Origin of the sequence: Caproiciproducens lactatisolvens, from assembly GCF_052443335.1 — a bacterium.
In the GTDB taxonomy this organism is placed as follows: domain Bacteria; phylum Bacillota; class Clostridia; order Oscillospirales; family Acutalibacteraceae; genus Caproiciproducens.
Window position 1 is genome coordinate 2,643,636 of sequence record NZ_CP195750.1, and the last position, 20,735, is coordinate 2,664,370.

The window sequence follows — 20,735 nt, forward strand, 5'->3', positions numbered from 1 at the left end:
GGTTCCATTATAATGTCAAGGCTATATGATAATCCTCTCTTTATATCAATTTAGCCCGCAGTTGATATAATTCAGATTATAAAATAGTCTGTGGATTAAGTCGAGAGGGGTGAGGCGATGGCAGGGCGCGATACAACAGAGAGTCAGGTGATCGGCTCACGGATCAGAGAGGCTCGGATTAAGAACGGTATGAGCCAAGCGGAGCTGGCGGTGAAGTCCAACATTTCCTTGCCGCATATCAGCGACATAGAGCTTGGGAAAAGCAATATGATGCTCACCTCGTTCATTCGGATTGCTGAAGCCTTGCAGGTGTCCGCCGATTCATTGCTCCGACCGAATGTGCCGGGCGTAACGAGCCTCTATGAGAGCGAGTTTTCGGAGATCCTTAATGACTGTACTCCATCGCAGATGGATTCCATCTTGAAAATCGTTCGGGAACTGAAGCAGACCATGTGTAAAAAAGAAGAAGAATAACATCTATCAAAGCGGGTTGGAGTGATCCAATCCGTTTTTTTATTTCAAATCTAAACCAGAGGTCAACATCTTGACTTCTGGTTTATTTCTTTCTTAGCCTCCAGTTTATATAATTTTCAAGAAAACACTATGTTCCGGAGGGATTCTATGTCTGATCTGATAAAACGAGCCGATGACGCTGATCTCGAAGTCATGCCGTCTTTTGACTTCGTATTCGAAAAAGAGGCCGAGCAGCAGACGCAAATCGCAGAGCATCGTGCATGGCTTAAGAGCATTAAGCATGAACGCCCCCTACCGAAGCATCACTTCAAGGTTGCGGTCTATATCCGCTATTTTAACCAGACAAAACACGAGGACTACCTCGCGTTTCACAAACAGCAGTTTCTGGATACCATCGGTCTCTGCCCTAACTGGGAGTTTGTCGGTTTCTATGTGGATGAGGGTGGAACCGCGCCGAACATGGAAACAGCCGAGGAATGGTCGAGGCTCCTTCAGGACTGTTACGAGGGAAAGCTCGACCTCATTATTACCCAAAAGGCGAGCAATGTTTCCAAGAAGCAAACGGAACTCAGCTTCTGCGCGAGGATACTTGCCTCGCTCGAGAAACCAGTTGGCATCTACTTTATTTCTGAGGACATCTACACTCTGGCTTCATACTATCAGGAGGATTTGAAAGACCCGTTTTTTCTCCCTGTCCCTGATTGGCAACTGCTGCCCGACGATGCTCTCGATATGAGAGGTTTACTCCATGATTGATCAGAGCAAAAAACAGAAATTAGCGGAGCAAAAGGCGCGTGTCCACAGAAGGGTTTATGCCGAGGTTGATCCGAACAACTACGAGTTCATACCGGCTAAGAAGCAGATCGATTACTATGACAATGATGTTCCGCAGCGTGTCGCCGTGTATGCCCGTGTTTCGACAGATAACATCCAGCAGACCTCGTCCTACGAACTGCAAAAGAAGTATTATGAAGAGTTTGTAGTCCATCATCCAAACTGGACGCTGGTGAAAATCTACGCAGATGAAGGGATAAGCGGGACTTCGCTGGCACACAGGGACGAGTTCAACCGGATGATTTCCGACTGTCGCGCTGGGAAGATTGACATGATCATAACCAAGAGCGTTTCCAGATTTGCCCGAAATGTCGTTGACTGTATCAGCATGGTGCGAACGCTGGCCGAGCTCACACACCCGGTCGGCGTATTCTTTGAGAGCGAGTGCATTTTCTCCCTGAAGGATGACTCTCAGATGGCACTGTCCTTTCAGGCGACCATGGCGCAGGAGGAGTCGCACATCCGAAGCCGCAGCATGGAGACCTCGCTTCGTATGCGGCTCGACGGCGGACTTCCATTGACGCCGAAGCTTCTGGGGTATTCCCATGATGCAGACGGAAAACTGGTCATTAACCCAGATGAGCAGTCAACGGTAAAGCTCATCTTTTTCATGTATCTCTATGGTTACTCAACTACGGAAATCGCGGAGGCTCTGACTGAGCTGGGGCGAAAAACCTATCTTGGAAATGTTACTTGGACTTCCAACTCGATTGTTCAGGTACTTCGCAATGAAAGGCATTGCGGAGAGGTTCTGACAAGAAAGACTTTCACTCCGAACTACCTGAATCACAAGTCAAGGAAAAACAAAGGCGACAGGCCGCAGAGTGTCTATCGAAACCATCACGAAGCCATCGTATCAAGGGATGATTACATAGCTGTCCAGCACCTGCTGAATAACGCGAAATACGGAAGTAAGTCTATACTCCCCGAACTCCGGGTAATTGACAGCGGCCTTTTGCGAGGCTATGTCACGATCAATCCCCGTTGGGCTGGCTTCAAGGCGCCGGATTACTTTCAGGCTGCCGCCAGCCTGAAACCTTCCGATGGCGCGGAAGATACCGAGGGCTATATCGAGGAAGAGCCGGAAATCCATGTTGCCGTGGAGGCCGGCGACTTTGATATGCGCGGGTTTGAAATCACCCGCTCCGAGTTCTTTGATTCCCACCGCCGCCCGTATGCGGTTTTCCAAGATAAGCAGATTAAGTTCAGCACTGATTGCGTTAGGAAGCTTGGTAAAAACAATATGGTAGAGTTTCTTGTGAACCCGCCAGAGATGAAGTTCGCCGTCAGAACTGCAGCCAAGGACAGCCGCCACGCTGTGGCCTGCTCGCGGGTGTCAAATGGGATTTACTATCCCAAGACCATTTCCTGTGCGGCATATATGGACACGCTGTATCAGATATTTGGATGGAACTCAGATTTTAAATATCGTGTTACTGGGACTCTCTTTCAAAAGGAAAATGAGGCCGTCTATTTGTTTAATATGAGCGATGCCGAAGTCTTTATCAAGCCCTACCTGATGGCAGGCGCAGCAGAGTCCGATGCTCCAAAAGATGAAATCAAGCCTCTCTCGGTATCCGGAACAAGGGTGCGGGCTGTGCCGCGGGAATGGATGAGTTCTTTTGGAAACCAATACTACCTGCATCAGCACATTTTTCCGCCCGTCGAGTCGCAGAGCGAAAACGATTGGAAGATACGCTTGGAGGGCCAGTTATTCGAAACAGGCGAAAAAATCCATGTTACGGGATTTGACGAACTCAAGTGCTTCATCACACAGGAACTGAGCAGAGGTGAATTGGAGGAGAAAACAAATGAATGATTTGAACAACGGACAGACGCAGGGGGTTCTTTCGGATATGCTGCAGCATCTTCAGGAGGCAACCCCCGACAGCGACACGGCCTTCACCCTGCGAGAAGAAGTCGACGAGCAGTCCCCCAACTCGACTCCCGTTGACGGTGATGTGATTGAGCTGGGCGGCGAGTTCGATTATGAGGGCTATCAGGTGGTTCGCCGCGAGTTCTTCGCGCATACCAACGAGCCGTCCATCACCTTCAATAATTTCAAGGTGTATGTCAATGCCGCGTGCTTGAGCAGGTTCCCATCTGTGGACTATGTGCAGGTGCTGGTCAACAGTGACAGCAAGATCCTTGCTATCCGTCCGTGCAGAGAGGAGGAACGTGACGCCTTTTCGTGGTGCGTCCCCGGCTCGACCAGGAGAAAGCCACGGCAGATCACCTGCCGTCTGTTCTTTGTGAAGGTGTTTTCCCTCATGGACTGGAACACGGATTACCGATACAAGCTGCTTGGGAAGGTTATCCACGCAAACGATGAATACCTTATTGCCTTTGACCTGTCGGCTACCGAGGTATACCAGCGCGTGTTCAAGGATGGTGAGAAACCCAAGACCTCCCGCACTCCCGTCTTTCCGGAAGGCTGGCAGAACCAGTTCGGATTGCCTTTTAAGGAACATCGCAACTCAATGCAGGTCAATATCTTTGAGGGGTACGCCGTCTATGGCATTAAGGAAAACAGCGTGACTACAACTGTGGAAACCGAGGGCGCGACATCTGATGCACACCCGGTTGAAGCGGCAAATAACAATGCGCCGGGAGGTTCTGATGTATGAGCAGCAAGACAGAAATGGTTGCGAACCTCACCCTTGATATGAAAAGAAATCGGATTCGAATATATAGGGCGACGCTACGCGCGCTCGGAGATCCGGCGTATATCCAGTTTCTGATCAATCCGGAGGAACTTTATATTGCGATCCTCGGTTCTGAGATTCCGCTATCCGGTGGAACTGCAAACAGGGTCAAGATACCGAACTCGCGTCTGGATGGCAAGCTGTCTGTCGAGTTCTACAGCGCCGCGCTGCTCGACGGCATATATAGCATCTTCGGCGTGTTGGACCGTGAATATAACTACCGCCTTACAGGTGAGATTGACCAGGTGAATCGGGTGGCTTATTTTTCTTTGCGTACACTGAAGCGGATCGAGCGGAGGAAACTCAATGATGGACAAGGGGTATAGAGAGCTTTGCATTGACGCTGAATTCAAAACATTGATAAGGCCGCTGCGCCGCGATGAGTATGCCCAGCTTGAGGCGAACCTCGTTCTGGATGGATGCCGTGACCCGATCATAGTATGGAATGATGTCCTTGTCGATGGGCACAACCGCTACGAGATTTGCAATCGGCTTCATATCCCGTATGCGGTTCAGGAGATCGAGTTCGACAGTCGAGAGGACGCCATCGTCTGGATATGCAATAATCAGCTCGGCCGCCGGAACATTACGGAGGAAACCCGCAAGTATCTGATTGGCCGGCAATATGAAGCAGAGAAGATCGTCGGCTTTCGCAGAAACACGGATGGGCATAACCAGTACACGAGAGCAGACGATTATGACGAGATAGACGAGCCCAGCGATATGAGCGGCAAGGAACGCAGGGAAAGCGGCCGGCGCACCGCAAACCGGCTCGGCACAAAATATCACGTTTCCTCGGGAGCTGTACAGAAATACGGGAAATACAGCGCCGCACTGGACACGATTGCAGATAAAGCGCCGGAACTGGTTCCACAGATCTTGTCCGGCAATTACAAGATTTCACACGACAATGTCGTTGCGCTGTCAATGATGGAGGCTGAGGAAGTGCGGAAGCTGAGTCAGAAAGTCGGGCATGGGGCGGCGCCATTCATTCGATACAGCGAGTCGCGGAAGGATTTCACCGATGAACCGGCGCAAAAGCCGGGGCCGAAGCCTCCAGAATTACCCGTAATAAAGACGATGCCCACATTTGATCCTGATGCGGAGGTCACTGGGCTAACGCTCACGATCCCCTCGTGGACGAGCTCTATTGATCGAACAAAAGCCGCTGCGGACTTGCGTACCGTTTCGCCGTCAGCGAAGAGACGGCTTGAAGATGCCTTGCTGTCGCTGCAGAGCAAAGCGCAGGAGATGATCCGCGCGATAAAGGAGGACTCCTGATGCCCGATTATAGTATGTTCGTCCCCCATGTTCATTTTGAACTGATCCCAATAAAGAACTTGGTTTCTAATCAGGAGTACCAGAGGAACCTGTCATGGCGTCATGTGCAGAACGCCGCAGAACACTTCGATTTGTACCAGATCAATCCGGTCAAGGTTAGCTGCCGGGAAGGTTCAAATTATGTCTTTAACGGCCAGCATACCATCGAGATCGTGGCGCTCGTTTCGGGGTCACGGGATACGCCGGTCTGGTGCATGATATACGACGATTTGAATTATGAGAACGAAGCGTTTGTCTTTGCCAATCAGATGAAGTTCGTAAAGCCGCTGAAACCCTACGAGGTGTTCATGGCCAACATTGAGGCCGGGAGCGATAAGCAGCTCATCATCAGGGATTTGGTAGAATCGTATTCTCTATCCATCGGACAGGTAAAAGGCTACGGTGTGATCTGTGCCGTATCCGCGCTGGAAGGGATCTACGATAAGTTTGGCTACCATGTATTAGACCGTACCCTGCGTCTGTGCGCGGGGACGTGGGAGGGAGATATGAATTCGCTGTGCGCCAACTTCCTGAACGGTGTCGCAAGGCTTGTGAATACCTATGGGGACAAGCTGAAGGACGAGCTTTTCAAGGAGCGAGTCGGCGCTACCTCGGTCAAACAGCTCACCCGCAACGCAAAAGAACGGCGTCCGGGTTCCCTCGGATTTGCAGAGGCCATGCTTGTTGCATATAACAGGAAATGTAAATATCCTCTGGTTTGGAATAAACTCTATGAGAAAAATCTCGGCACGAGCGACGCGCTGGATGTCGACGTCGATCTACCGGATGATGAAATGGACGAAGCGGAAACCGTGGAAGAATAAAAACTGGGTTCCCCCTCAAACTCCGTGGGAAACCCAGTTTGCAGTCTTTATTGTTCAAAGCTTTAGCGAGAATGCCGGTCGCATATATTCAACAGCGCCTCGGCTCAGTCCAAATCTATCTGCGACCCTTTCCCAGCTCTCCTGCACCGTTGTGACGATGTCTGATGCGGCTTTCTCCGCTTCTGCCTTTGTCAGACCGAAATATTCGGAAACCTCCATCGCCAGATCCAGATCGATGCTGTTGTCCAGCTCGGTCACATTGAGCGAGAGTCGGTCGCCGGATGGGATCGGGTTCACATCAAAGAGCGGAGAGAGTTTCCAGCCGGACGGCGTCAGGAGGAAACCGTGGTTGCGAAGATGGTCATCCGTGTTGGACACCGCCATATTGAATACGATTCGCTTCCAAAGCTCCTTGAGATCACGCTTTGGTTCCGCACCGTTTGCGCGGATAAAGGCGGCTATATCAAGATAGCTCGTTCCGTCCACGCCGGAAGCGCCGTCAGTTTTGCCCAGCAGCGTCATGGCGGAGGCGAAATGAATGCGCCGTTTACCATCGCGGTCAAAGCGCTTTACCAGAAAGGTGCTGCCATTTTTTGAAAAGGTTTCGAGCTTTGACTCCGGCGCATCCAATGTGCAGCGCCGTGCCAGCTCATGGACGACTTTTTCCCATGCGCCGGTGTTGCTCTCATCGTGCTTGGATGGAAACTTGGCTATCCAGAGTGAGCCATCGGTTGCCTGGACGGTCGCTTTCGGTCTGGCTCCTCCCAGAGAAGAGCCGGGAGCCAGGAGCTCTTTCAGCCAGCGCTCGTCGAGTCCGCTGTCGTCATTCTCAAATGCGATGGAGGCGTTCTCCAGCGTCCGCAAGTTGATCCACGGAGGCGTGGCGTAGACTTTCTCGTTTGAAACAAATTCTCCGCCCTCCTCCAAGCTGAATCGAAGAGCGCCCATACGGGATTCATCATATACGCCGAGCAGGAAATCGCTATCCGTCAGCTTGCGGGGTTTGCGATCCTCTTTTCGCGCTTCGATGGCCTCTTTTCGCGTCATGAGGAGCCGACCCCAGCGATCAGGACAAGAGTCCGCGAACAGTCCAAACAGCTTCTTGTCCAACGGAGCATACTGCCGCCCCTTGTAGAGCGAGAGATCCGGGTCAAGAGGGTATGCGCTCTCGAAGGAACTCAGCCATTCCGGGGTGTATTCAAACGAGAAGCTCTCAACCCCTCTTACAAACGAGGCGCGCAAGATCCCTACCAGCGACGGGGCTGCGGCGCGCCAGTTCTCATATACATATATCGTTTTTTCGACCTGAGCCATACTAATCACCTTTCTTTGGCGCCCGTTTCCTCGTTGGCAGTTCAAGGTCTTGCAGCTTCCGTCCAAACTCGTCGTCTTTGGCGATCAGGAGCAGGTCTGCGTCCAGATTGTTCAGCGCGTGAAGGACAGCAGCATAGGAGCCTATTGCAACGGTTGAAGAGCCCTTTTCTATTGAGTTTAGCGTCTGCCTGCTGATTCCTGCCCGTTCCGCAACGAGCTCGGAGGTCAGCTTTCTCCGGAGCCGCGCCAGCCTGATCTGCTCACCCATCCGCTCGAGTATCTCTCGGGTTCCGGGCATGATAACCGCCGATTTCTTGCTCATTCAATCACCGCCGTTCTTGTAATGTCTAATATAATATACAAATATAGCGATATTGTCAAGTGTATAGGCTGTTATATTACTCGGCAGTGATGTTTTCTTCTACGATATAGCCGCCCCCGAATATGATATCCAGCTTTCCGCTTGGGTAGACCTTGATGCATTCAATCATTTGGCGGACAATGGAGTCGTCATATTGAAATCCGCTTTGCTCCCGTTCGGAGATGACTCGCTGAATCTGGTCGAGGCGGTCATTGGGAGAATTGTCCGAGCTGGCAAGCTCCTGTATGGCGTTGATTCTGTTCTTGAGGAGCGCAATCGTATCTGAGATTTGTTTGAACTCATCCTCGCGGCTTTCGATGTCGTTTCCGGTCTGAACGCTTTCATTGATCAATTCAAGCATTTTTCGGTTCAGCGCATCGACTTTGCGCTGGAGCAGGTCGACTTCGTCGGAGCATCCGTTCAAGCCGATTGCCTCGCCGATGGTTGCTTTCATAAGCGCCATGTAGGTGGGTCTGTCCTCCTCGTTAAATCTGTTGAGCGCTCGCATGATGGCGTTTTGGAGTGCTTTCTCATCGATGGTGGCGGATTCCTTACAGTACTTCTTTCCGTAGTCGAGACGGTTTATGCACCGCCAGACGACCCTTTTTTGCTTATAGGCAGTCCATGTGACTCTCTTATAGCGGCTGCCGCACTCCCCACAGATTAGCACATCCGTCAGGGCAAATCGAGAGTATTTTCCTGTCGAAGTGATCGAGGATTTTGTGGACTTCGGCGCTACTGTTTTTCTCCTGATAAGTTCTTCCTGAACCTTGTGAAAGGTATCGCGGCTGATAATTGCCGGATGGCTGTTCTGTACATAGTACATAGGAGCCTCGCCCGTGTTCTTGCGCCTTGTCTTAGATATGCAGTCGACGGTCACGGTCTTCTGGAGAATTGAGTCGCCGCAGTATTTTTCGTTTGCAAGGACATTGGCTATCATGGAGCTGCTGAAGGATAAATTCTTACCGGGGATTTCGGTGTGTTCAGCTTTTAGGACAGCCGAGATGCGGGGAGGCGTTTCGCCGGCAAGGTACATATTGAAGATTCGCATAACGATTGCAGCTTCGTCCGGAACTACCTCCGGCATTCCATCCTCGCCTTTCCGATATCCGAGGAGCTTCTTGTACATAAAGATTGAATTGCCATCCTCAAATTTTTTGCGATAGCTCCATGTGATGTTTTTGCTCATGCTTTCGGATTCGGACTGAGCGAAACCGGCGTATATGACGAGGTAGAGTTCGCTGTCAATCTTGAGCGTGTCAATGTTCTGCTCCTCAAAAAACACCCCGATGCCTCTGGATTTCAGGATTCGTACATGATCCAGACAGTCCACCGTGTTTCTGGCGAAGCGAGAGACGGACTTGGTGATAATGTAGTCGATTTTTCCGGAGAGGCAGTCGTTAATCATCTTTTTGAACTCAGGCCGTTTATCGGCACGAGTTCCAGAAATGCCCTCATCGGCATAAAGCCCCGCAAATTCCCAGTCTGTCCTTGCGGCGATCATCTCCGTATAGACCTTCTTTTGCGTGGTGTAGGAAGTGAGTTGTTCCTCGCTGTCCGTGGAGACTCGGCAATAAGCCGCCACGCGCTGCTGTCGGTACTTTTCCTTATCTACGATCAGGGAACGCTTCGGCTCAATGACCGTGATTGTCTTTTTCGGTATCTTGGTTACTTGCATTGTCATCATCTCCGATTTCCGTGTCCGTCTTGGTATGAAGGGTGATCCTGCCTCCGTCGTCAAGGGATATGTAGCTGACGAGATCGGTGAAGTAGCTTTCGCTGAACTCCTCCTGCGGCGTCATCATCTCAGCGCGTTTTCTGGCGATAGAGGCAGCGATGTTAATTCTGGTTTCGCTTTCTCGGTAGAGCTGACTCGCCATTTCCGCAGTTTTGGCAATTATGAGTTCTTCATTTGGATTGTCTCTCTCAAGCTCGAGGCTGATTTCGTTATTCAGCTTCAAGACAGCCGGAGACATCTCAGGCCGCTTTTTGCGCCGCGGAATCAGGAGCCTTGTGTTGTTGATGATTCGATTCATCAGCACATTGACCTTCTCGAGAAGCTGTGTATCTCCGATGCGAACCTTGATTCCACACTCATCATTCGTACACATCCAACTTTCCCTGATGCGGTGCTTTGTGCTGACGCGCCGTTTCATGGGTGCGCCGCACTGTTGGCAGCGAATATAATCCCGCAGGAGGTTGATTGCTGCGGTATCTTTCTCAAATGTATTGCGCTGTCTGGCGGTTTTCAGGCTGATCGCCGTTTCGTAGAGTGCTTCATCAATAATGGGGTCATATTCATCATCGCCGGTGTATTTGGCATTGTCGATGATTCTGGCGATACGCGCTTTATCCCATGTGTCTGTGCGCTCGCTATAGGGTATCTTTCGACCTGTCAATTCCTCGGCAATGGCTTTCAGCGATGCGCCGCTGATGTAGGCATCGAATATTTCCCGAATAACATCGGCTTCACCATGTTCGATGACCGTTCTGCCGTTTCGGATCGTATAGCCATATGGGATGTAGCGTATTTTTTTCATGTCGAGATTCTCCTGTTTCAGATCAACTCTGCGAATCTGAGGCCGCCGATCACTGTAAGCGTCATTTCATCGTTATGGTCGATTGAGATCGCCTTTACGACCTCAGTAAACAGCTTTTCGTCAAAGCGTTCGAGCGGATCTTCCAGCTCTTCCAGTATGGTTTTCAGGTGCTTCACATCGTCAAGCATTTGGATGATATGGGAGTCCAGCTCCGTCTGGCGCTCTTTTTTCAACTTGACAAGCTGGTTGTTGATATCTCGGGACTGGGTTTGATGCACTTCGGGAGCGAGGTAACCTTTGGCGCGGAGTTGTTCGAGCATGAGAAGCTTTGCGTTCAGCTCGGCTATGCTCTGGCTCATCTCTCGTGCGGCGGTGTTGTTTTTCTTATATAGCAGGACGGCCGACTCAAGCCGGGATATTACCTGCCCGAGTATGTCCTCCTCTCCGAAGCGGAGCTTGTTCACCATAGCGGTGAACCCGTCATAGATGCGTTCTTCGCTGTAGTAGCTTGATTTACAGGCGTTTCGGTCATTTATATGTCGGCAGCAAGCCCATTTGACGGTTCCAGAAACGAGCCGTCTACGAAAATACGAGCCGCACTCAGAACACTGAATGCGGCTCGTAAGAGGATATATGTTTTGTGTTGCCACTTTAGAGAAGTTCTCCTGCCTCTTTTGCAGAAGCGCCTGAACTTTACCAAAGGTGTCCTGGTCGATCAGCGGAGCGTGTGTACCTTTCGCATAGAACTGATCCTCCTGACCCCTGTTGGCGTATTGCTTAAACGGGACTGTCGTATCTCGGTAGGTTTTCTGGTAGCAGCAGTCGCCAATGTATCTTTCGTTTCTTAGAATGTAAGCGACCTTTGCGGAGCGCCATGTTCCTTTACCTGTCTTAGTCTGGATACGTCGGTTATTCAGCTCCCGAGCAATTTCGGTTGTGGAGCATCCGTTCAGATACATTCTGAAGATCGAGCGGACGATTTCAGCTTCCGGTTCGTACACTGTCAGTTCCTTGTTCATGAGGCGGAATCCGTATGGGGCGTTGCTGTCCACATACTCGCCGTCCTCCATGCGTTTTACGATGGAGAGACGCTGGTTCTGGGAGATCGCCTTGGATTCTTCCTGCGCGATAGCGGAGAAGGTGTTTAGGAGCATCTCATCGCCAAGCGCCAGCGTGAAGATTCCTTCCTTTTCGAACTGAACGCCGATGCCGAGTAGCTTCAGCTTTCGGACATACACGAGGGACTCTTTCGCGTTTCTGGCGAACCGTGACACGGACTTTGTGATAATGAGGTCGATCTGGTGAAGCTCACACATACGGATCATCCGTTGGAACTCTGTGCGGTTCTCGGCTTTCATCCCCGAGAGTCCTTCATCTGCAAATATTTCCACCAGTTCCCAATCCCTGCGTTTCTGGATCATGCTGGTGTACACTCGAATCTGGTTCGCATAGGAGCTCTGCTGATCTGCCGAATTGGACGATACTCGACAATAAGCAGCGACTCTGGACTTAGCCATAGCCTGTCGTGTGATTGGCGATATCAGCCTTGCTTCGGGCATCAGCGGCAACTCCCTTTCTCAAAAGTGATTATATTTTCGCACTTTTGTATATGTTTTGGTCTGTATCATAATGTGATACAGACCTCCGGTCGACCGGCAACACACATTATACCGACACCTTTTCCGAATAGCTATACAAATATGAGGAAAAGATTTAATCAGCTAAAACGATGTCCGCTCCGGTCAGTTTGAGATAGTAGTTTTTGGCTCGCAGGTATTCCTTCTGGGTGATGGAACCAAGGCCGAGCATCTCTTTCAGAACGCTTACAATGAAGAGATAGTTGGCGTTTTTGGTGTTCAGATGCGATATCACAGCCTCACCACCTCCCACAACATCCTAATCCGGAACGCTTCTTTTTTCCTCGGTCGTTAGGATCACAGTCGGATTTGTAGTCGCTGTCGTAGTCCTCCGGCTCACAGTCTCCCGTATAGCATTCTGCACGCTCCCGCGCATTTCTGTGTTCTTCCAGTTCATCCATGAACCTGTCCATGTCGTAGTCGCTTTTCAACTTCTTAAAATTGAAAACGCCACGACCGGGAGCGCAGGTTCTGATGCCTTTCTTGTCCAGGCAGGCCATGAGGTCAAAGGCAGAGAGAAGGCTGTCGCTGAGCTGGCCAAGGCTATTGACCACCAAAATGTCGAACGCGCCCTCATTCGCTGCCTGCAACATCTGCGAAACGCCATATCCACCATGCCGGCGGTTAAAGTCGATAGAGACACCGGCGACTGCGAGATTCTGGGTGGCCGCAAAGGAGCGGAGCGTTTCCTCCAGCGAATTGTAGTAGGGATCAGGTGTGTGGGTTTTCCTTATGTATATCCATGCGCGCTTTTGGGCGGCAGAGCTCGCCTCGATGTGATTCTTCATTTTTCGTTCCTCCTCTTTTGTTTCATCGCTTAGTGGCACAAAAACGGAGACCCCCAGCCATAAGGGATGGCGATCTCCGTGGCTTCTGACATTAAGCCATGGTGTTGCTATTGTCAGTCTGACTCTATTCGACACAATTTCCCGAGTCTTGGGCGACGACGAGGACAGCGGCTGGCGCCGCTTCACAGGATTCTAACCTCCCCGAGGATCTCTCCGGGCTGCCCCCATTGCGTGATTCTGTGGCTGGACAGGAGTACCATTGTAGGTTGACAAGGTCATTGCGAAACAGCTTGCCACGGCTGTCTTTCGGTTGGATGGGTACCGCTCGCACCTCTTGGCCGTCTTTTCCGGCAGGATTACTCCCGCCGTAGGTGGTCTTGGCGCATCCTCCGATGTCGCTCGCCCCTTTCGGGCTTGCCAACTGATGTGTTCAGGTCGTCGGATATGACCGCATGACTGCGGTATTTGTCAAAGTGCAGGAGAGGGATTGTTTGTTCCCTCACTGTGTAGCCGACGAGAAGGCACGTTTGTCACCCTTCACGCAAAAGTTTTTTTATTCTGGCGAGTTTTTTGTTTACGGTGTTCCTCGCACAACCATCCTTCTTTGCTATATCTGACTGACTGTAGTCATCTATGACCATGAGCGTAATAAGTTCCAAATCATTGGCTGATAGTGCTTTGAGGCTGGCACACAGTTCTTCATCCTCAATCGTTTCAACCCAGCTATACCGCCCAGTGAAGTCATCTTCACTGAAGGTAACCTTTAGCGAGTCGAACTTCTTAAAGAGACCGGACATGCTGTCTTCATCATCATCGCTAAACGATTCCGAGGGAAGCGGCTGAGTGTGCTCTCTGTACCTGCGTTCACTGAGAAAAGCATTCCAGTCGAATTCATACATTTCTTGGATTTCTTCTTTGGACATTCCAGCTTTGCGGTACTTCTTGCGGAGGAGTGCCCACTTTTGCTCGTACTTTTTCCTCTCTGCGGCATGATTAAAGCCCATTTTTCATTCTCCTTATCGATTTCTGGTTTTGTGGCGCGTGGGAAAAACCAGAAACCGATGGGGGAGAACGGCAGCCGGGGCAGATGTGCCTGTATGCCTTGTTCATGCTTACTCTCCAAAAATGGGCAGCAAAAAAGGCCGGGCGCGAATTGAATCGCGCCTGGCCTTTATGCCCCCGTATTGGCTGGAGAGACGAGGAACGCCGCAAGACCGATCAGGTCTTGCGGCGTCTTGGTATTATTCCCCAGCATGGACAGTGTAGCATATCAAAAGTCGCTTGGGAGTAGGAAAAGGGTGGGTATTTCGTCGGTTTTCAGTCGGTAAACAGTCGGCGCACCTCCGGCAGTGTATATCCGAACAGGCATATCCCGAACAAATAAAGAGCCTCCTTTTTTCTGTCATAGAACACGCTTCGCTCAATATTCAGCATTTCGGAAATCTCCGGCTCCGTAAGAGGGAACCGGCTGATGTATTGCTTGTCCAGAATCTGATAGTACATATCCCCATAAACGGGGTATACCTTCACGCGGGCAAGCGCTTTGTTGATGAGTTCAACGTACATCCGCGTTTCACAAACGCAGCAGACTCGCTCGGCAAACTTGTCGATCTCCACGGTGGGCGCAAAATCCGCGAGATATCGGAAGCCGACTTCGGCATTCTGGTTCCCGGCCTCATACGCATAGTCGTGCATTTCTTCGAGGTGATCGTCAAGTGCCCAGGTGACGTCCCGATAAATCTTCAGCAGCAGTTTCGATTTGTGGAACACCGTGTCGCCATCCATGCCAAGCGAAGCAATTTTCGCTTTGTGCTTGCGTAATGCTGCGGTATCTTTTGCCATTCGTAAACCCCCCTTGAGCCATAAACCGGCAAAATCCTATCTGTTAGCTACGTTAGCGCACCTGCTAACACGACGGGGTAAAAGCGGCGGGGCCTGAGCCCCGCCCGCATATTCAATCGCAGACGATGACGTCGAGTGAACGCAGCATGTCGGCCTGCTTCAGCCGAATGCGAACCGCTGTCCGTGAAACATCGAAGATTTCAGTCAGTTCCGTAATCACACCGGCCGTTTCCTTTGACCCGCAGCCTTCGATGATATATGAACCGGCATGGTGGCGATGCATAACCGCCAGCGCCACAGGATAGAACACGCAGGCGGGCATCAGCATGGACGAAGCAAATCTGTCCGCCTGCCATTCCAGCCAATCGCTCTCCGACCAGAACTCCCGCCGATTATCTCTGTTCGTATTGGCTTTCCTGCATGCAATGTACGGACGGGATTGACGGAGATTGAACTTCTTCCCGTCCGCGTAATACATCTGCCGATGGATGATCCAATGCGAAACTTCATGCGCGATGGTAAAGCGCCGGCGATGGTGGTTTTCCTCCGGCATAAGGCTGGCGTCAACGACAATTGTGCCGGCCATAAGGCGCTCTTGAATCAGCTTCTTTTCCAGACTCATGACTTCAACATTGATGTCATCAAAGTTGATCATGCCAAGTACGCTGCCGTGTGCCGACAGGCAACGGTCAATAATTGTCAGGCTGTATGATTCATCGGCAAGCGCCTCAATCTCCAAGGGTTGAGCTTTTTCAAGCATATACGGAGCCTGCTCCCGCAGGACGAGTTCGGCGATCTTATCAAAATCACCGCTGTGGAAGAGGTACATGCCATTGCTTTTCTGGCTTAACAGAATTTTCATGATGCTCTATCCTCCGTTGTCAATGGAGTCAATAATTCTGATCCACATGGTATCAGGGATATTGCAGTCGCGGGCCTTTCTGAGAGCAACCCTCGCAAGCTCAGAGTTCTGGATATACGCGCTTAGATCGGGGTACAGGCCCTGCCGCCTGCGACCGACCAGATCATACAGCGTAGTCTCGTCCTCTCGGGAGAGACGGAGCCCTTTGATGAAGGCCGGGAGGAGCTTCTCCGATGGTGTGCGGTTGTCCTTTTCGATGTCGTGAAGATATGGCGCAGCAATGTCCAGCTCCGCGGCAAATCCGCGCAACGTCTTTCCAAGCTGCTCACGCCGCTCCTTTATAAAGCTGCCGAGCGTTATCGTGTCCATGTTGAGTTTCCTTTCTGTTATTGATACATCATACCGGGCATGACCACTTTTTCTCGACCATCGGACGACATTTTCAAGTTTCCCGTAAGGCAAACCGAATATATGGCCCTTTTGCCGAACCTGCCGCGGATTTCCTCGACCGCCGTATCCAAACGCTCCCGCCGTTCACGCTTGGCGGTATCCTCGAAGATGTTTGTCTGATACGGCGTATCGACAGGAATGAGGTTAATCGCCCTGACTATCACGGCATGGACTTTGCTTGTCCAGCGGTAGTTTGCCTCAAAGAGCTATATTGCTTTTCTGGCGATCTGCCGCTCACATCGCACCAGCCCTCATCCATGCCGTACCCTTCGACCTGATCGGTATGCCTTTCATAAATTGTCCGAGTCAGTTTGGAATACTTGAGATAATCGTCATATTGTGGCGGCACCATGATAATATCCGGGCAACACTGGCTCGCCTCCCAATTGACCATCCCCGTTTTGACCCCGCGTTTCTTGGCGAGCCCTGATTTGGCGAGGACGATGCCGTGCCTTGATTGGGTGGAGCCGCACACGACGACGGCCTTCCCCCGCAGCGCAGGATTGAGCATCATCTCGGCCGAAGCGTAAAAGCAGTTCAGATCGATGTGAAGTATTACTCTCTCCATGTTTTTTCTCTTAAGACTCTTGACAAAAGGTGCAACTTCATATAGTATTTTGATGTAATCGGATTTCATCTACGTCATGATTATACGAAATCTGATTTCTCTTGTCAATACCATTTCAGAAAAAAGTGCAATCGGATTTCATCACATGGAGGCGCAACATGAAATTTGGAGATAAGGTGCGTGAGCTGCGCACGAAAAAGGATATCACGCAGGCGGAGCTGGGCAAGCTGGTCGGCGTTACCAAGCGCACCGTCGCCGGTTGGGAGAATGACGGGCGCTATCCGCAAAAGCGCGATTTGTATGATGCGCTTGCGAAGGTGTTTGAGGTTCCTACCAGCTACTTAGCCTCTGAGGAGGAAGAGTTCATATCCGATGCAGCGGAGCGTTATGGCGTAAAAGGTGAACGGGACGCCAAAGCGGTTCTGACTCAGGCTGCCGCTGTTTTTGCCGGCGGTGAGCTCAGCGATGAGGATCGCCTCGCGTTCATGACTGAGATCCAGCAGCTTTATCTGGAATCCAAGGACATTGCGGCAAAAAAATTCACCCCCAAGAAATACAGAAAAGACGACGCGCGATAAATCGTTTACAGTCCGTATTATGGGACTACTTACGATGTATGCTGTATGCGTGATATTATCTGTACCCAACTGGAGGTGAGGAAATGACTGGAGATTTTATACATCGAGAGGTTCACAGGGTCATGGCAAAATATAAGACCAATGACCCTTATGAACTGCTTGACGCGCTTGGCGTGGAGGTCCGTGAGTCCCGTGCGTATGGACCGCATGGACTGAAAGGGTATTGCTATTTTTCCAAGCGGACGATATTTGTTGTTCTCAACGCCTTTCTGCCTGAGATTGAGCAACGGATCGTTGCCATGCACGAGGCCGCGCATGTGATACTCCATCAGGCTCAAATCAAGGTTGCTCCGATGAGGGATAATGTAATATACGACATGACCTCCAGAACGGAGTATCAGGCAAACCTGTTTACTGCTGATTTCCTCATTTCTGATGAGGCTATTGAGGAACTGACGGAGCAGGAGGACATGGATTATTTTCGTATGTGCAAGGAGCTCTATGTGAGCCCCGATCTGATGTCGTTTAAGCTGTTCTCCATGATCCAGCGCGGCTATCGCTATAATCTGCCGCAGGGCCTGAACAGCACATTCCTGAAAAACTGAGCGAATGACGGCACTCTGATATGCAAGGTGATGACATGACCGTCAAGGTTTATGTGCTGGTATCCGCTGTCTTTGATGCGGACGGGACATTGATCCCTATATCGCTGACATGGGAGGACGGGACGGTATATGCAATTGATCGTGTTCTGGACATTCGTCAGGTGCCAGCGCTGAAAGCTGGGGGGCAGGGCGACCGATACACGGTCATCATAAACGGCCATCAGAGCTATCTGTTCTTCGAACGGAACGCCTTGATGACCGGGAACAATCTGGGTCGCTGGTTTGTGGAGCGCAGGGCGGCATGACAGGGAAATCGTAGAAAAACAGACAGTATGAGGTGACGGCGATGGCGGAAATTCTGATAGATAAAGATAGATTTGATTTTTTGCAATATGCCTTTTTCGGCGGCGACAAGCCCTTTCCGGCCGTAAGCGACCGCGCATATCGTGACCTGTGCCGAACGCTTCGCTTTCATGGTGAGAGCGGCACAAAGTACCGCGACCATGTGGGCAGGGTTTTAGATGTGGAAATCACAGCCATGCTTTCAAAACCTCCCGATACTCAGGCGGGATATGACACATGGCACCGTTCACTCTGCGACGAGCTGATTGGGTATTACGCATCGACGGGCTTCGAGTTTAATCTCGGCCATGCTCAGAAATGGGTCAACATGACCATGAAATACATATACATCTATGGTCAGCTTGATGTAACACCTGTGTTCGACTATCTCCATGTGCCGCTGGATTCCTATGTTTTTGGCGCTGTGGAGAATGATCTGGGGATAAAGCCGCCCTGCAGCGCGTGGAGTAAGCTCACGAGCTATGAGCAGTACATTCGGTATCAGAAGAGGATACGGGCGGCGGTGACAGCGCCTCCGCTGCGGTGGGAGTTCCAGAACTGGCTCTCTGAAGCAAAGCGTCGGAATATGAACCAAGAATAGAGGCTGGACATGAAGATTGAAATGGGAGAATCCCTGATATACTCGTGGCTGCGCCATGAAAAGCAATGCCAGTTGGCGCAGACCAACTGGAAAGCGTCACCCTATTGGGTGTTGGACAGCCGGGGCGAGCTGCAATCGCTTTATGAGAAATTTGCTCAGTACTATCAGGACAAGTATCAGTACGACATTTTTAAGGGCTGTTCTATGGAGCAGCTCATCAAGCAGGCGGAGATCGATGCCATCGGCATCTCGTTCTCCCAGTCCGCGCAGAGCATTTACGCCGTTGATATTGCCTATCACGAGGCGGGGCTAAACTACGGGGACAAGAGCAAGACGCTGACGAAGATAATCCAGAAATGCGTGCGAACCGCGCTGTGCTTATATGGCTTCTTCAGCATTGCAATTGGTGAAATCATTTTTGCCTCACCAAAAATAAACCCGGCAATCGAAAAAGAACTTTCTCCCATGTTTGTGGAGCTGACCGACCTGTTCTCGCAGCTCGGATTGGAGTTTACTGCGACTCTATATTGTAATGATACTTTTCTGACTGGGATCATGCAGCCCGTACTGAAAAAGGGTACGAGCATCGCGGACACATCAGAGCTGTTTTTGCGCAGCGTTCAGATGTACCAGATGTTCGCCGGGAAAGCAGCGCCCGCGCCGGCAACGGCTTCAATAGAGCAGATTGTCATCGCTCAATCGAAACCGCGCACAGGTTCGTATACCGATGAGGGAAAGGCAATCGAACGCATACCCAAGTGGGCGCTTAGCCCGGAGCAAAACAATTACAAAATCATTCGGGCCTATTATCAGCTACTGAATGAACGGGGGCTGGTCACCCGGCCGGAGCTGGAGGCCCGCTGTCATGATCAAAGCAAACACCCGGACGTATATGTACGGGACTTCCGTGGCAATTTCGCATCCATGAAAACTGACAAGGGCAAGAGCCACGGGAAAGTCTTTACTGATGACGGGTATAATGTGCGAGTTTGGAGCGCCGTATCGCAGACCTTGGAGCAGAACCGCAGCCTGTTCCTGGCGTAAGCGTATCAAGTGATGTTCGGAGGGAATAATGGAAAACATCGTATTTGAGCGTGATTATGAGGAAGAACATCGTCAGCAAGATGGAAATGACACCGCATCCGCGATATTTGAGATTGCCACTGATGGAGGGTTCATCGCGGCATACGCTGATGCAATGCAGGCCATTCCCAAGGTGGTTGTTCCCGCTGATAAAGAAAACTATGAATATTTGCTTCAACGGTCAGACGAGCTTGCGCAACGCTGGGGCGGCAAAGTCCGCGGAGTTGTAAACTACGAGAAATGGGAGGCCACAATAGATCTGCTTCTGCCGTTTGCCGAGTTTTGTGATCGTGACGATCTGAACCTTCTGAAAGAATTCGCCGACAAGTCCCATTCTATTACTTTTCAGACGAACGATGATAGGAGACTCCGGATACACATTTTCATCCTTTATTTTGAAGAGATTGCCGACAAGAACGAGATCTTTGAGTCAATTCTGCGCAACTGGCCAGACCTTACCGCTCTTTTGGAGCAGTACAGGGAAGAGAACCCATCCCTTTTTGAGAGCAATGATGAAGTCGATAATCTTAATGATTCCGAGCGGGTTGAGCTGATGACATGGTTTGTGGAAACATGGTCGGCAGCAACAAGTGAAAGCAAGGAGAGCGTCGCGTCTGCGGTCTTGTATGAGATGCGGCATGACTACAGGAATATGCTCCAAAAAATCCTTGACTTGAAGCACAAACTTGAAGGAGATACAGAATAACCGAACGGCCAGCCGATGCAGTATCGGTTGGCCGCTTGAATTAGGTTGCAGTATCTGTCATCTGCTATCATGGGGAGAAAGGCATTAAATGCCTAACCGTGTTTCTGAGTACTGCGAAATAATAAGGATTTCAATAGCGTCTTAAATTGTGAAAATGAGTTCGTTTTGGGATGGGGGGCGCCGCAGCATCTGCGTTGCCGCACTCGTTATCATCAGTTTCGCTCTGCGTGGCAGCAATCGAAATACCAATATCGACTGGGTCGATTTTTCCGTTTCCGTTCCAGTCTATCATGTTGCATCT

At 50.8% G+C, this 20,735-nt stretch carries 26 protein-coding genes; 13 read left to right on the forward strand and 13 right to left on the reverse strand.

Features of this window, described 5'->3' with window-relative positions; translation table 11 throughout:
* The first annotated feature begins 117 nt into the window (after window positions 1-117).
* From ACRQV7_RS12950 to ACRQV7_RS12980, 7 genes are all read left to right on the forward strand, one after another.
* Window positions 118-474, forward strand: coding sequence for a helix-turn-helix domain-containing protein (locus ACRQV7_RS12950; protein ID WP_444658455.1), 357 nt, complete (start codon window positions 118-120; stop codon window positions 472-474).
* A gap of 147 nt (window positions 475-621) precedes the next feature.
* Window positions 622-1,230: a recombinase family protein gene (locus ACRQV7_RS12955; RefSeq protein ID WP_444658456.1), complete on the forward strand. Its 609-nt coding sequence runs from the start codon at window positions 622-624 to the stop codon at window positions 1,228-1,230.
* Window positions 1,223-3,127, forward strand: a complete 1,905-nt coding sequence (locus ACRQV7_RS12960; RefSeq protein WP_444658457.1) for a recombinase family protein — start codon at window positions 1,223-1,225, stop codon at window positions 3,125-3,127. Before ACRQV7_RS12955 ends, ACRQV7_RS12960 begins: the two co-directional genes overlap by 8 nt.
* Complete coding sequence (locus ACRQV7_RS12965) at window positions 3,120-3,935, forward strand: hypothetical protein (RefSeq protein ID WP_444658458.1); 816 nt, start codon at window positions 3,120-3,122, stop codon at window positions 3,933-3,935. Before ACRQV7_RS12960 ends, ACRQV7_RS12965 begins: the two co-directional genes overlap by 8 nt.
* Window positions 3,932-4,339, forward strand: a complete 408-nt coding sequence (locus tag ACRQV7_RS12970; protein WP_040660294.1) for a hypothetical protein — start codon at window positions 3,932-3,934, stop codon at window positions 4,337-4,339. Before ACRQV7_RS12965 ends, ACRQV7_RS12970 begins: the two co-directional genes overlap by 4 nt.
* Window positions 4,320-5,294: a hypothetical protein gene (locus tag ACRQV7_RS12975; RefSeq protein ID WP_444658459.1), complete on the forward strand. Its 975-nt coding sequence runs from the start codon at window positions 4,320-4,322 to the stop codon at window positions 5,292-5,294. The genes ACRQV7_RS12970 and ACRQV7_RS12975 overlap by 20 nt, the downstream gene beginning before the upstream one ends.
* The gene (locus tag ACRQV7_RS12980; RefSeq protein WP_444658460.1) at window positions 5,294-6,157 is read left to right on the forward strand and encodes a DUF6551 family protein; all 864 of its coding nucleotides are present in this window, start codon (window positions 5,294-5,296) and stop codon (window positions 6,155-6,157) included. The genes ACRQV7_RS12975 and ACRQV7_RS12980 overlap by 1 nt, the downstream gene beginning before the upstream one ends.
* 54 nt (window positions 6,158-6,211) lie before the next feature.
* On the opposite strand, the gene ACRQV7_RS12985 is transcribed toward ACRQV7_RS12980, so the two are convergent.
* The 12 genes from ACRQV7_RS12985 to ACRQV7_RS13040 all read right to left on the reverse strand — a co-directional run bounded on the left by ACRQV7_RS12985 (window position 6,212) and on the right by ACRQV7_RS13040 (window position 16,519).
* Complete coding sequence (locus tag ACRQV7_RS12985; RefSeq protein WP_444658461.1) at window positions 6,212-7,471, reverse strand: type II toxin-antitoxin system HipA family toxin; 1,260 nt, start codon at window positions 7,469-7,471, stop codon at window positions 6,212-6,214.
* Window position 7,472: 1 nt separating this feature from the next.
* Window positions 7,473-7,769, reverse strand: a complete 297-nt coding sequence (locus ACRQV7_RS12990; protein WP_275713621.1) for a helix-turn-helix transcriptional regulator — start codon at window positions 7,767-7,769, stop codon at window positions 7,473-7,475.
* Window positions 7,770-7,869: 100 nt separating this feature from the next.
* Window positions 7,870-9,510, reverse strand: coding sequence for a recombinase family protein (locus ACRQV7_RS12995; RefSeq protein WP_444658462.1), 1,641 nt, complete (start codon window positions 9,508-9,510; stop codon window positions 7,870-7,872).
* Window positions 9,467-10,372, reverse strand: coding sequence for a recombinase family protein (locus tag ACRQV7_RS13000; RefSeq protein WP_195377195.1), 906 nt, complete (start codon window positions 10,370-10,372; stop codon window positions 9,467-9,469). Before ACRQV7_RS13000 ends, ACRQV7_RS12995 begins: the two co-directional genes overlap by 44 nt.
* A 17-nt stretch (window positions 10,373-10,389) precedes the next feature.
* Window positions 10,390-11,889 (reverse strand): recombinase family protein, encoded by a 1,500-nt coding sequence (locus tag ACRQV7_RS13005; RefSeq protein ID WP_444658463.1) that lies wholly within the window; start codon window positions 11,887-11,889, stop codon window positions 10,390-10,392.
* Between the two features lie 196 nt (window positions 11,890-12,085).
* Entirely contained in the window at window positions 12,086-12,244 is a 159-nt protein-coding gene (locus ACRQV7_RS13010) for a hypothetical protein (protein ID WP_162829295.1), read from the reverse strand.
* 4 nt (window positions 12,245-12,248) lie between these two features.
* A complete protein-coding gene (locus ACRQV7_RS13015; protein ID WP_444658464.1) occupies window positions 12,249-12,797 on the reverse strand; it encodes a hypothetical protein in 549 nt (182 codons plus the stop codon).
* A gap of 530 nt (window positions 12,798-13,327) precedes the next feature.
* Window positions 13,328-13,801: an RNA polymerase sigma factor gene (locus ACRQV7_RS13020; RefSeq protein ID WP_444658465.1), complete on the reverse strand. Its 474-nt coding sequence runs from the start codon at window positions 13,799-13,801 to the stop codon at window positions 13,328-13,330.
* A 313-nt stretch (window positions 13,802-14,114) separates the two neighbouring features.
* The gene (locus ACRQV7_RS13025) at window positions 14,115-14,639 is read right to left on the reverse strand and encodes a hypothetical protein (RefSeq protein ID WP_444658466.1); all 525 of its coding nucleotides are present in this window, start codon (window positions 14,637-14,639) and stop codon (window positions 14,115-14,117) included.
* A gap of 112 nt (window positions 14,640-14,751) precedes the next feature.
* Window positions 14,752-15,501, reverse strand: coding sequence for an ImmA/IrrE family metallo-endopeptidase (locus ACRQV7_RS13030; protein WP_444658467.1), 750 nt, complete (start codon window positions 15,499-15,501; stop codon window positions 14,752-14,754).
* Between the two features lie 6 nt (window positions 15,502-15,507).
* Complete coding sequence (locus ACRQV7_RS13035; protein WP_275713612.1) at window positions 15,508-15,870, reverse strand: helix-turn-helix domain-containing protein; 363 nt, start codon at window positions 15,868-15,870, stop codon at window positions 15,508-15,510.
* A gap of 241 nt (window positions 15,871-16,111) precedes the next feature.
* The gene (locus ACRQV7_RS13040; RefSeq protein WP_444658468.1) at window positions 16,112-16,519 is read right to left on the reverse strand and encodes a DNA polymerase Y family protein; all 408 of its coding nucleotides are present in this window, start codon (window positions 16,517-16,519) and stop codon (window positions 16,112-16,114) included.
* Between the two features lie 158 nt (window positions 16,520-16,677).
* On the opposite strand from ACRQV7_RS13040, the gene ACRQV7_RS13045 reads away from it, so the two are divergent.
* From ACRQV7_RS13045 to ACRQV7_RS13070, 6 genes are all read left to right on the forward strand, one after another.
* Entirely contained in the window at window positions 16,678-17,097 is a 420-nt protein-coding gene (locus ACRQV7_RS13045) for a helix-turn-helix transcriptional regulator (protein ID WP_040660319.1), read from the forward strand.
* A gap of 83 nt (window positions 17,098-17,180) precedes the next feature.
* Window positions 17,181-17,702: an ImmA/IrrE family metallo-endopeptidase gene (locus tag ACRQV7_RS13050; RefSeq protein WP_243441778.1), complete on the forward strand. Its 522-nt coding sequence runs from the start codon at window positions 17,181-17,183 to the stop codon at window positions 17,700-17,702.
* Between the two features lie 20 nt (window positions 17,703-17,722).
* Window positions 17,723-18,007 carry a hypothetical protein gene (locus ACRQV7_RS13055; RefSeq protein ID WP_444658469.1) on the forward strand — a complete coding sequence of 95 codons (285 nt, stop codon included), beginning with the start codon at window positions 17,723-17,725 and terminating at the stop codon, window positions 18,005-18,007.
* A 41-nt stretch (window positions 18,008-18,048) separates the two neighbouring features.
* Window positions 18,049-18,645, forward strand: a complete 597-nt coding sequence (locus tag ACRQV7_RS13060; RefSeq protein WP_444658470.1) for a hypothetical protein — start codon at window positions 18,049-18,051, stop codon at window positions 18,643-18,645.
* A gap of 9 nt (window positions 18,646-18,654) precedes the next feature.
* Window positions 18,655-19,689 carry a hypothetical protein gene (locus ACRQV7_RS13065; RefSeq protein ID WP_444658471.1) on the forward strand — a complete coding sequence of 345 codons (1,035 nt, stop codon included), beginning with the start codon at window positions 18,655-18,657 and terminating at the stop codon, window positions 19,687-19,689.
* Window positions 19,690-19,717: 28 nt separating this feature from the next.
* Window positions 19,718-20,434, forward strand: coding sequence for a hypothetical protein (locus ACRQV7_RS13070; RefSeq protein WP_444658472.1), 717 nt, complete (start codon window positions 19,718-19,720; stop codon window positions 20,432-20,434).
* A 130-nt stretch (window positions 20,435-20,564) separates the two neighbouring features.
* On the opposite strand, the gene ACRQV7_RS13075 is transcribed toward ACRQV7_RS13070, so the two are convergent.
* Entirely contained in the window at window positions 20,565-20,726 is a 162-nt protein-coding gene (locus ACRQV7_RS13075; RefSeq protein ID WP_444658473.1) for a hypothetical protein, read from the reverse strand.
* Window positions 20,727-20,735 lie beyond the last annotated feature (9 nt).

What these genes read in the sequence shown, in the direction of transcription:
- ACRQV7_RS12950 (WP_444658455.1), top strand. Translation starts at nt 118, where the DNA reads ATGGCAGGGCGCGATACAACAGAGAGTCAGGTGATCGGCTCACGGATC.
- ACRQV7_RS12955 (WP_444658456.1), top strand. Translation starts at nt 622, where the DNA reads ATGTCTGATCTGATAAAACGAGCCGATGACGCTGATCTCGAAGTCATG.
- ACRQV7_RS12960 (WP_444658457.1), top strand. Translation starts at nt 1,223, where the DNA reads ATGATTGATCAGAGCAAAAAACAGAAATTAGCGGAGCAAAAGGCGCGT.
- ACRQV7_RS12965 (WP_444658458.1), top strand. Translation starts at nt 3,120, where the DNA reads ATGAATGATTTGAACAACGGACAGACGCAGGGGGTTCTTTCGGATATG.
- ACRQV7_RS12970 (WP_040660294.1), top strand. Translation starts at nt 3,932, where the DNA reads ATGAGCAGCAAGACAGAAATGGTTGCGAACCTCACCCTTGATATGAAA.
- ACRQV7_RS12975 (WP_444658459.1), top strand. Translation starts at nt 4,320, where the DNA reads ATGATGGACAAGGGGTATAGAGAGCTTTGCATTGACGCTGAATTCAAA.
- ACRQV7_RS12980 (WP_444658460.1), top strand. Translation starts at nt 5,294, where the DNA reads ATGCCCGATTATAGTATGTTCGTCCCCCATGTTCATTTTGAACTGATC.
- ACRQV7_RS12985 (WP_444658461.1), bottom strand. Translation starts at nt 7,471, where the DNA reads ATGGCTCAGGTCGAAAAAACGATATATGTATATGAGAACTGGCGCGCC.
- ACRQV7_RS12990 (WP_275713621.1), bottom strand. Translation starts at nt 7,769, where the DNA reads ATGCCCGGAACCCGAGAGATACTCGAGCGGATGGGTGAGCAGATCAGG.
- ACRQV7_RS12995 (WP_444658462.1), bottom strand. Translation starts at nt 9,510, where the DNA reads ATGCAAGTAACCAAGATACCGAAAAAGACAATCACGGTCATTGAGCCG.
- ACRQV7_RS13000 (WP_195377195.1), bottom strand. Translation starts at nt 10,372, where the DNA reads ATGAAAAAAATACGCTACATCCCATATGGCTATACGATCCGAAACGGC.
- ACRQV7_RS13005 (WP_444658463.1), bottom strand. Translation starts at nt 11,889, where the DNA reads ATGGCTAAGTCCAGAGTCGCTGCTTATTGTCGAGTATCGTCCAATTCG.
- ACRQV7_RS13015 (WP_444658464.1), bottom strand. Translation starts at nt 12,797, where the DNA reads ATGAAGAATCACATCGAGGCGAGCTCTGCCGCCCAAAAGCGCGCATGG.
- ACRQV7_RS13020 (WP_444658465.1), bottom strand. Translation starts at nt 13,801, where the DNA reads ATGGGCTTTAATCATGCCGCAGAGAGGAAAAAGTACGAGCAAAAGTGG.
- ACRQV7_RS13025 (WP_444658466.1), bottom strand. Translation starts at nt 14,639, where the DNA reads ATGGCAAAAGATACCGCAGCATTACGCAAGCACAAAGCGAAAATTGCT.
- ACRQV7_RS13030 (WP_444658467.1), bottom strand. Translation starts at nt 15,501, where the DNA reads ATGAAAATTCTGTTAAGCCAGAAAAGCAATGGCATGTACCTCTTCCAC.
- ACRQV7_RS13035 (WP_275713612.1), bottom strand. Translation starts at nt 15,870, where the DNA reads ATGGACACGATAACGCTCGGCAGCTTTATAAAGGAGCGGCGTGAGCAG.
- ACRQV7_RS13040 (WP_444658468.1), bottom strand. Translation starts at nt 16,519, where the DNA reads ATGGAGAGAGTAATACTTCACATCGATCTGAACTGCTTTTACGCTTCG.
- ACRQV7_RS13045 (WP_040660319.1), top strand. Translation starts at nt 16,678, where the DNA reads ATGAAATTTGGAGATAAGGTGCGTGAGCTGCGCACGAAAAAGGATATC.
- ACRQV7_RS13050 (WP_243441778.1), top strand. Translation starts at nt 17,181, where the DNA reads ATGACTGGAGATTTTATACATCGAGAGGTTCACAGGGTCATGGCAAAA.
- ACRQV7_RS13055 (WP_444658469.1), top strand. Translation starts at nt 17,723, where the DNA reads ATGCAAGGTGATGACATGACCGTCAAGGTTTATGTGCTGGTATCCGCT.
- ACRQV7_RS13060 (WP_444658470.1), top strand. Translation starts at nt 18,049, where the DNA reads ATGGCGGAAATTCTGATAGATAAAGATAGATTTGATTTTTTGCAATAT.
- ACRQV7_RS13065 (WP_444658471.1), top strand. Translation starts at nt 18,655, where the DNA reads ATGAAGATTGAAATGGGAGAATCCCTGATATACTCGTGGCTGCGCCAT.
- ACRQV7_RS13070 (WP_444658472.1), top strand. Translation starts at nt 19,718, where the DNA reads ATGGAAAACATCGTATTTGAGCGTGATTATGAGGAAGAACATCGTCAG.
- ACRQV7_RS13075 (WP_444658473.1), bottom strand. Translation starts at nt 20,726, where the DNA reads ATGATAGACTGGAACGGAAACGGAAAAATCGACCCAGTCGATATTGGT.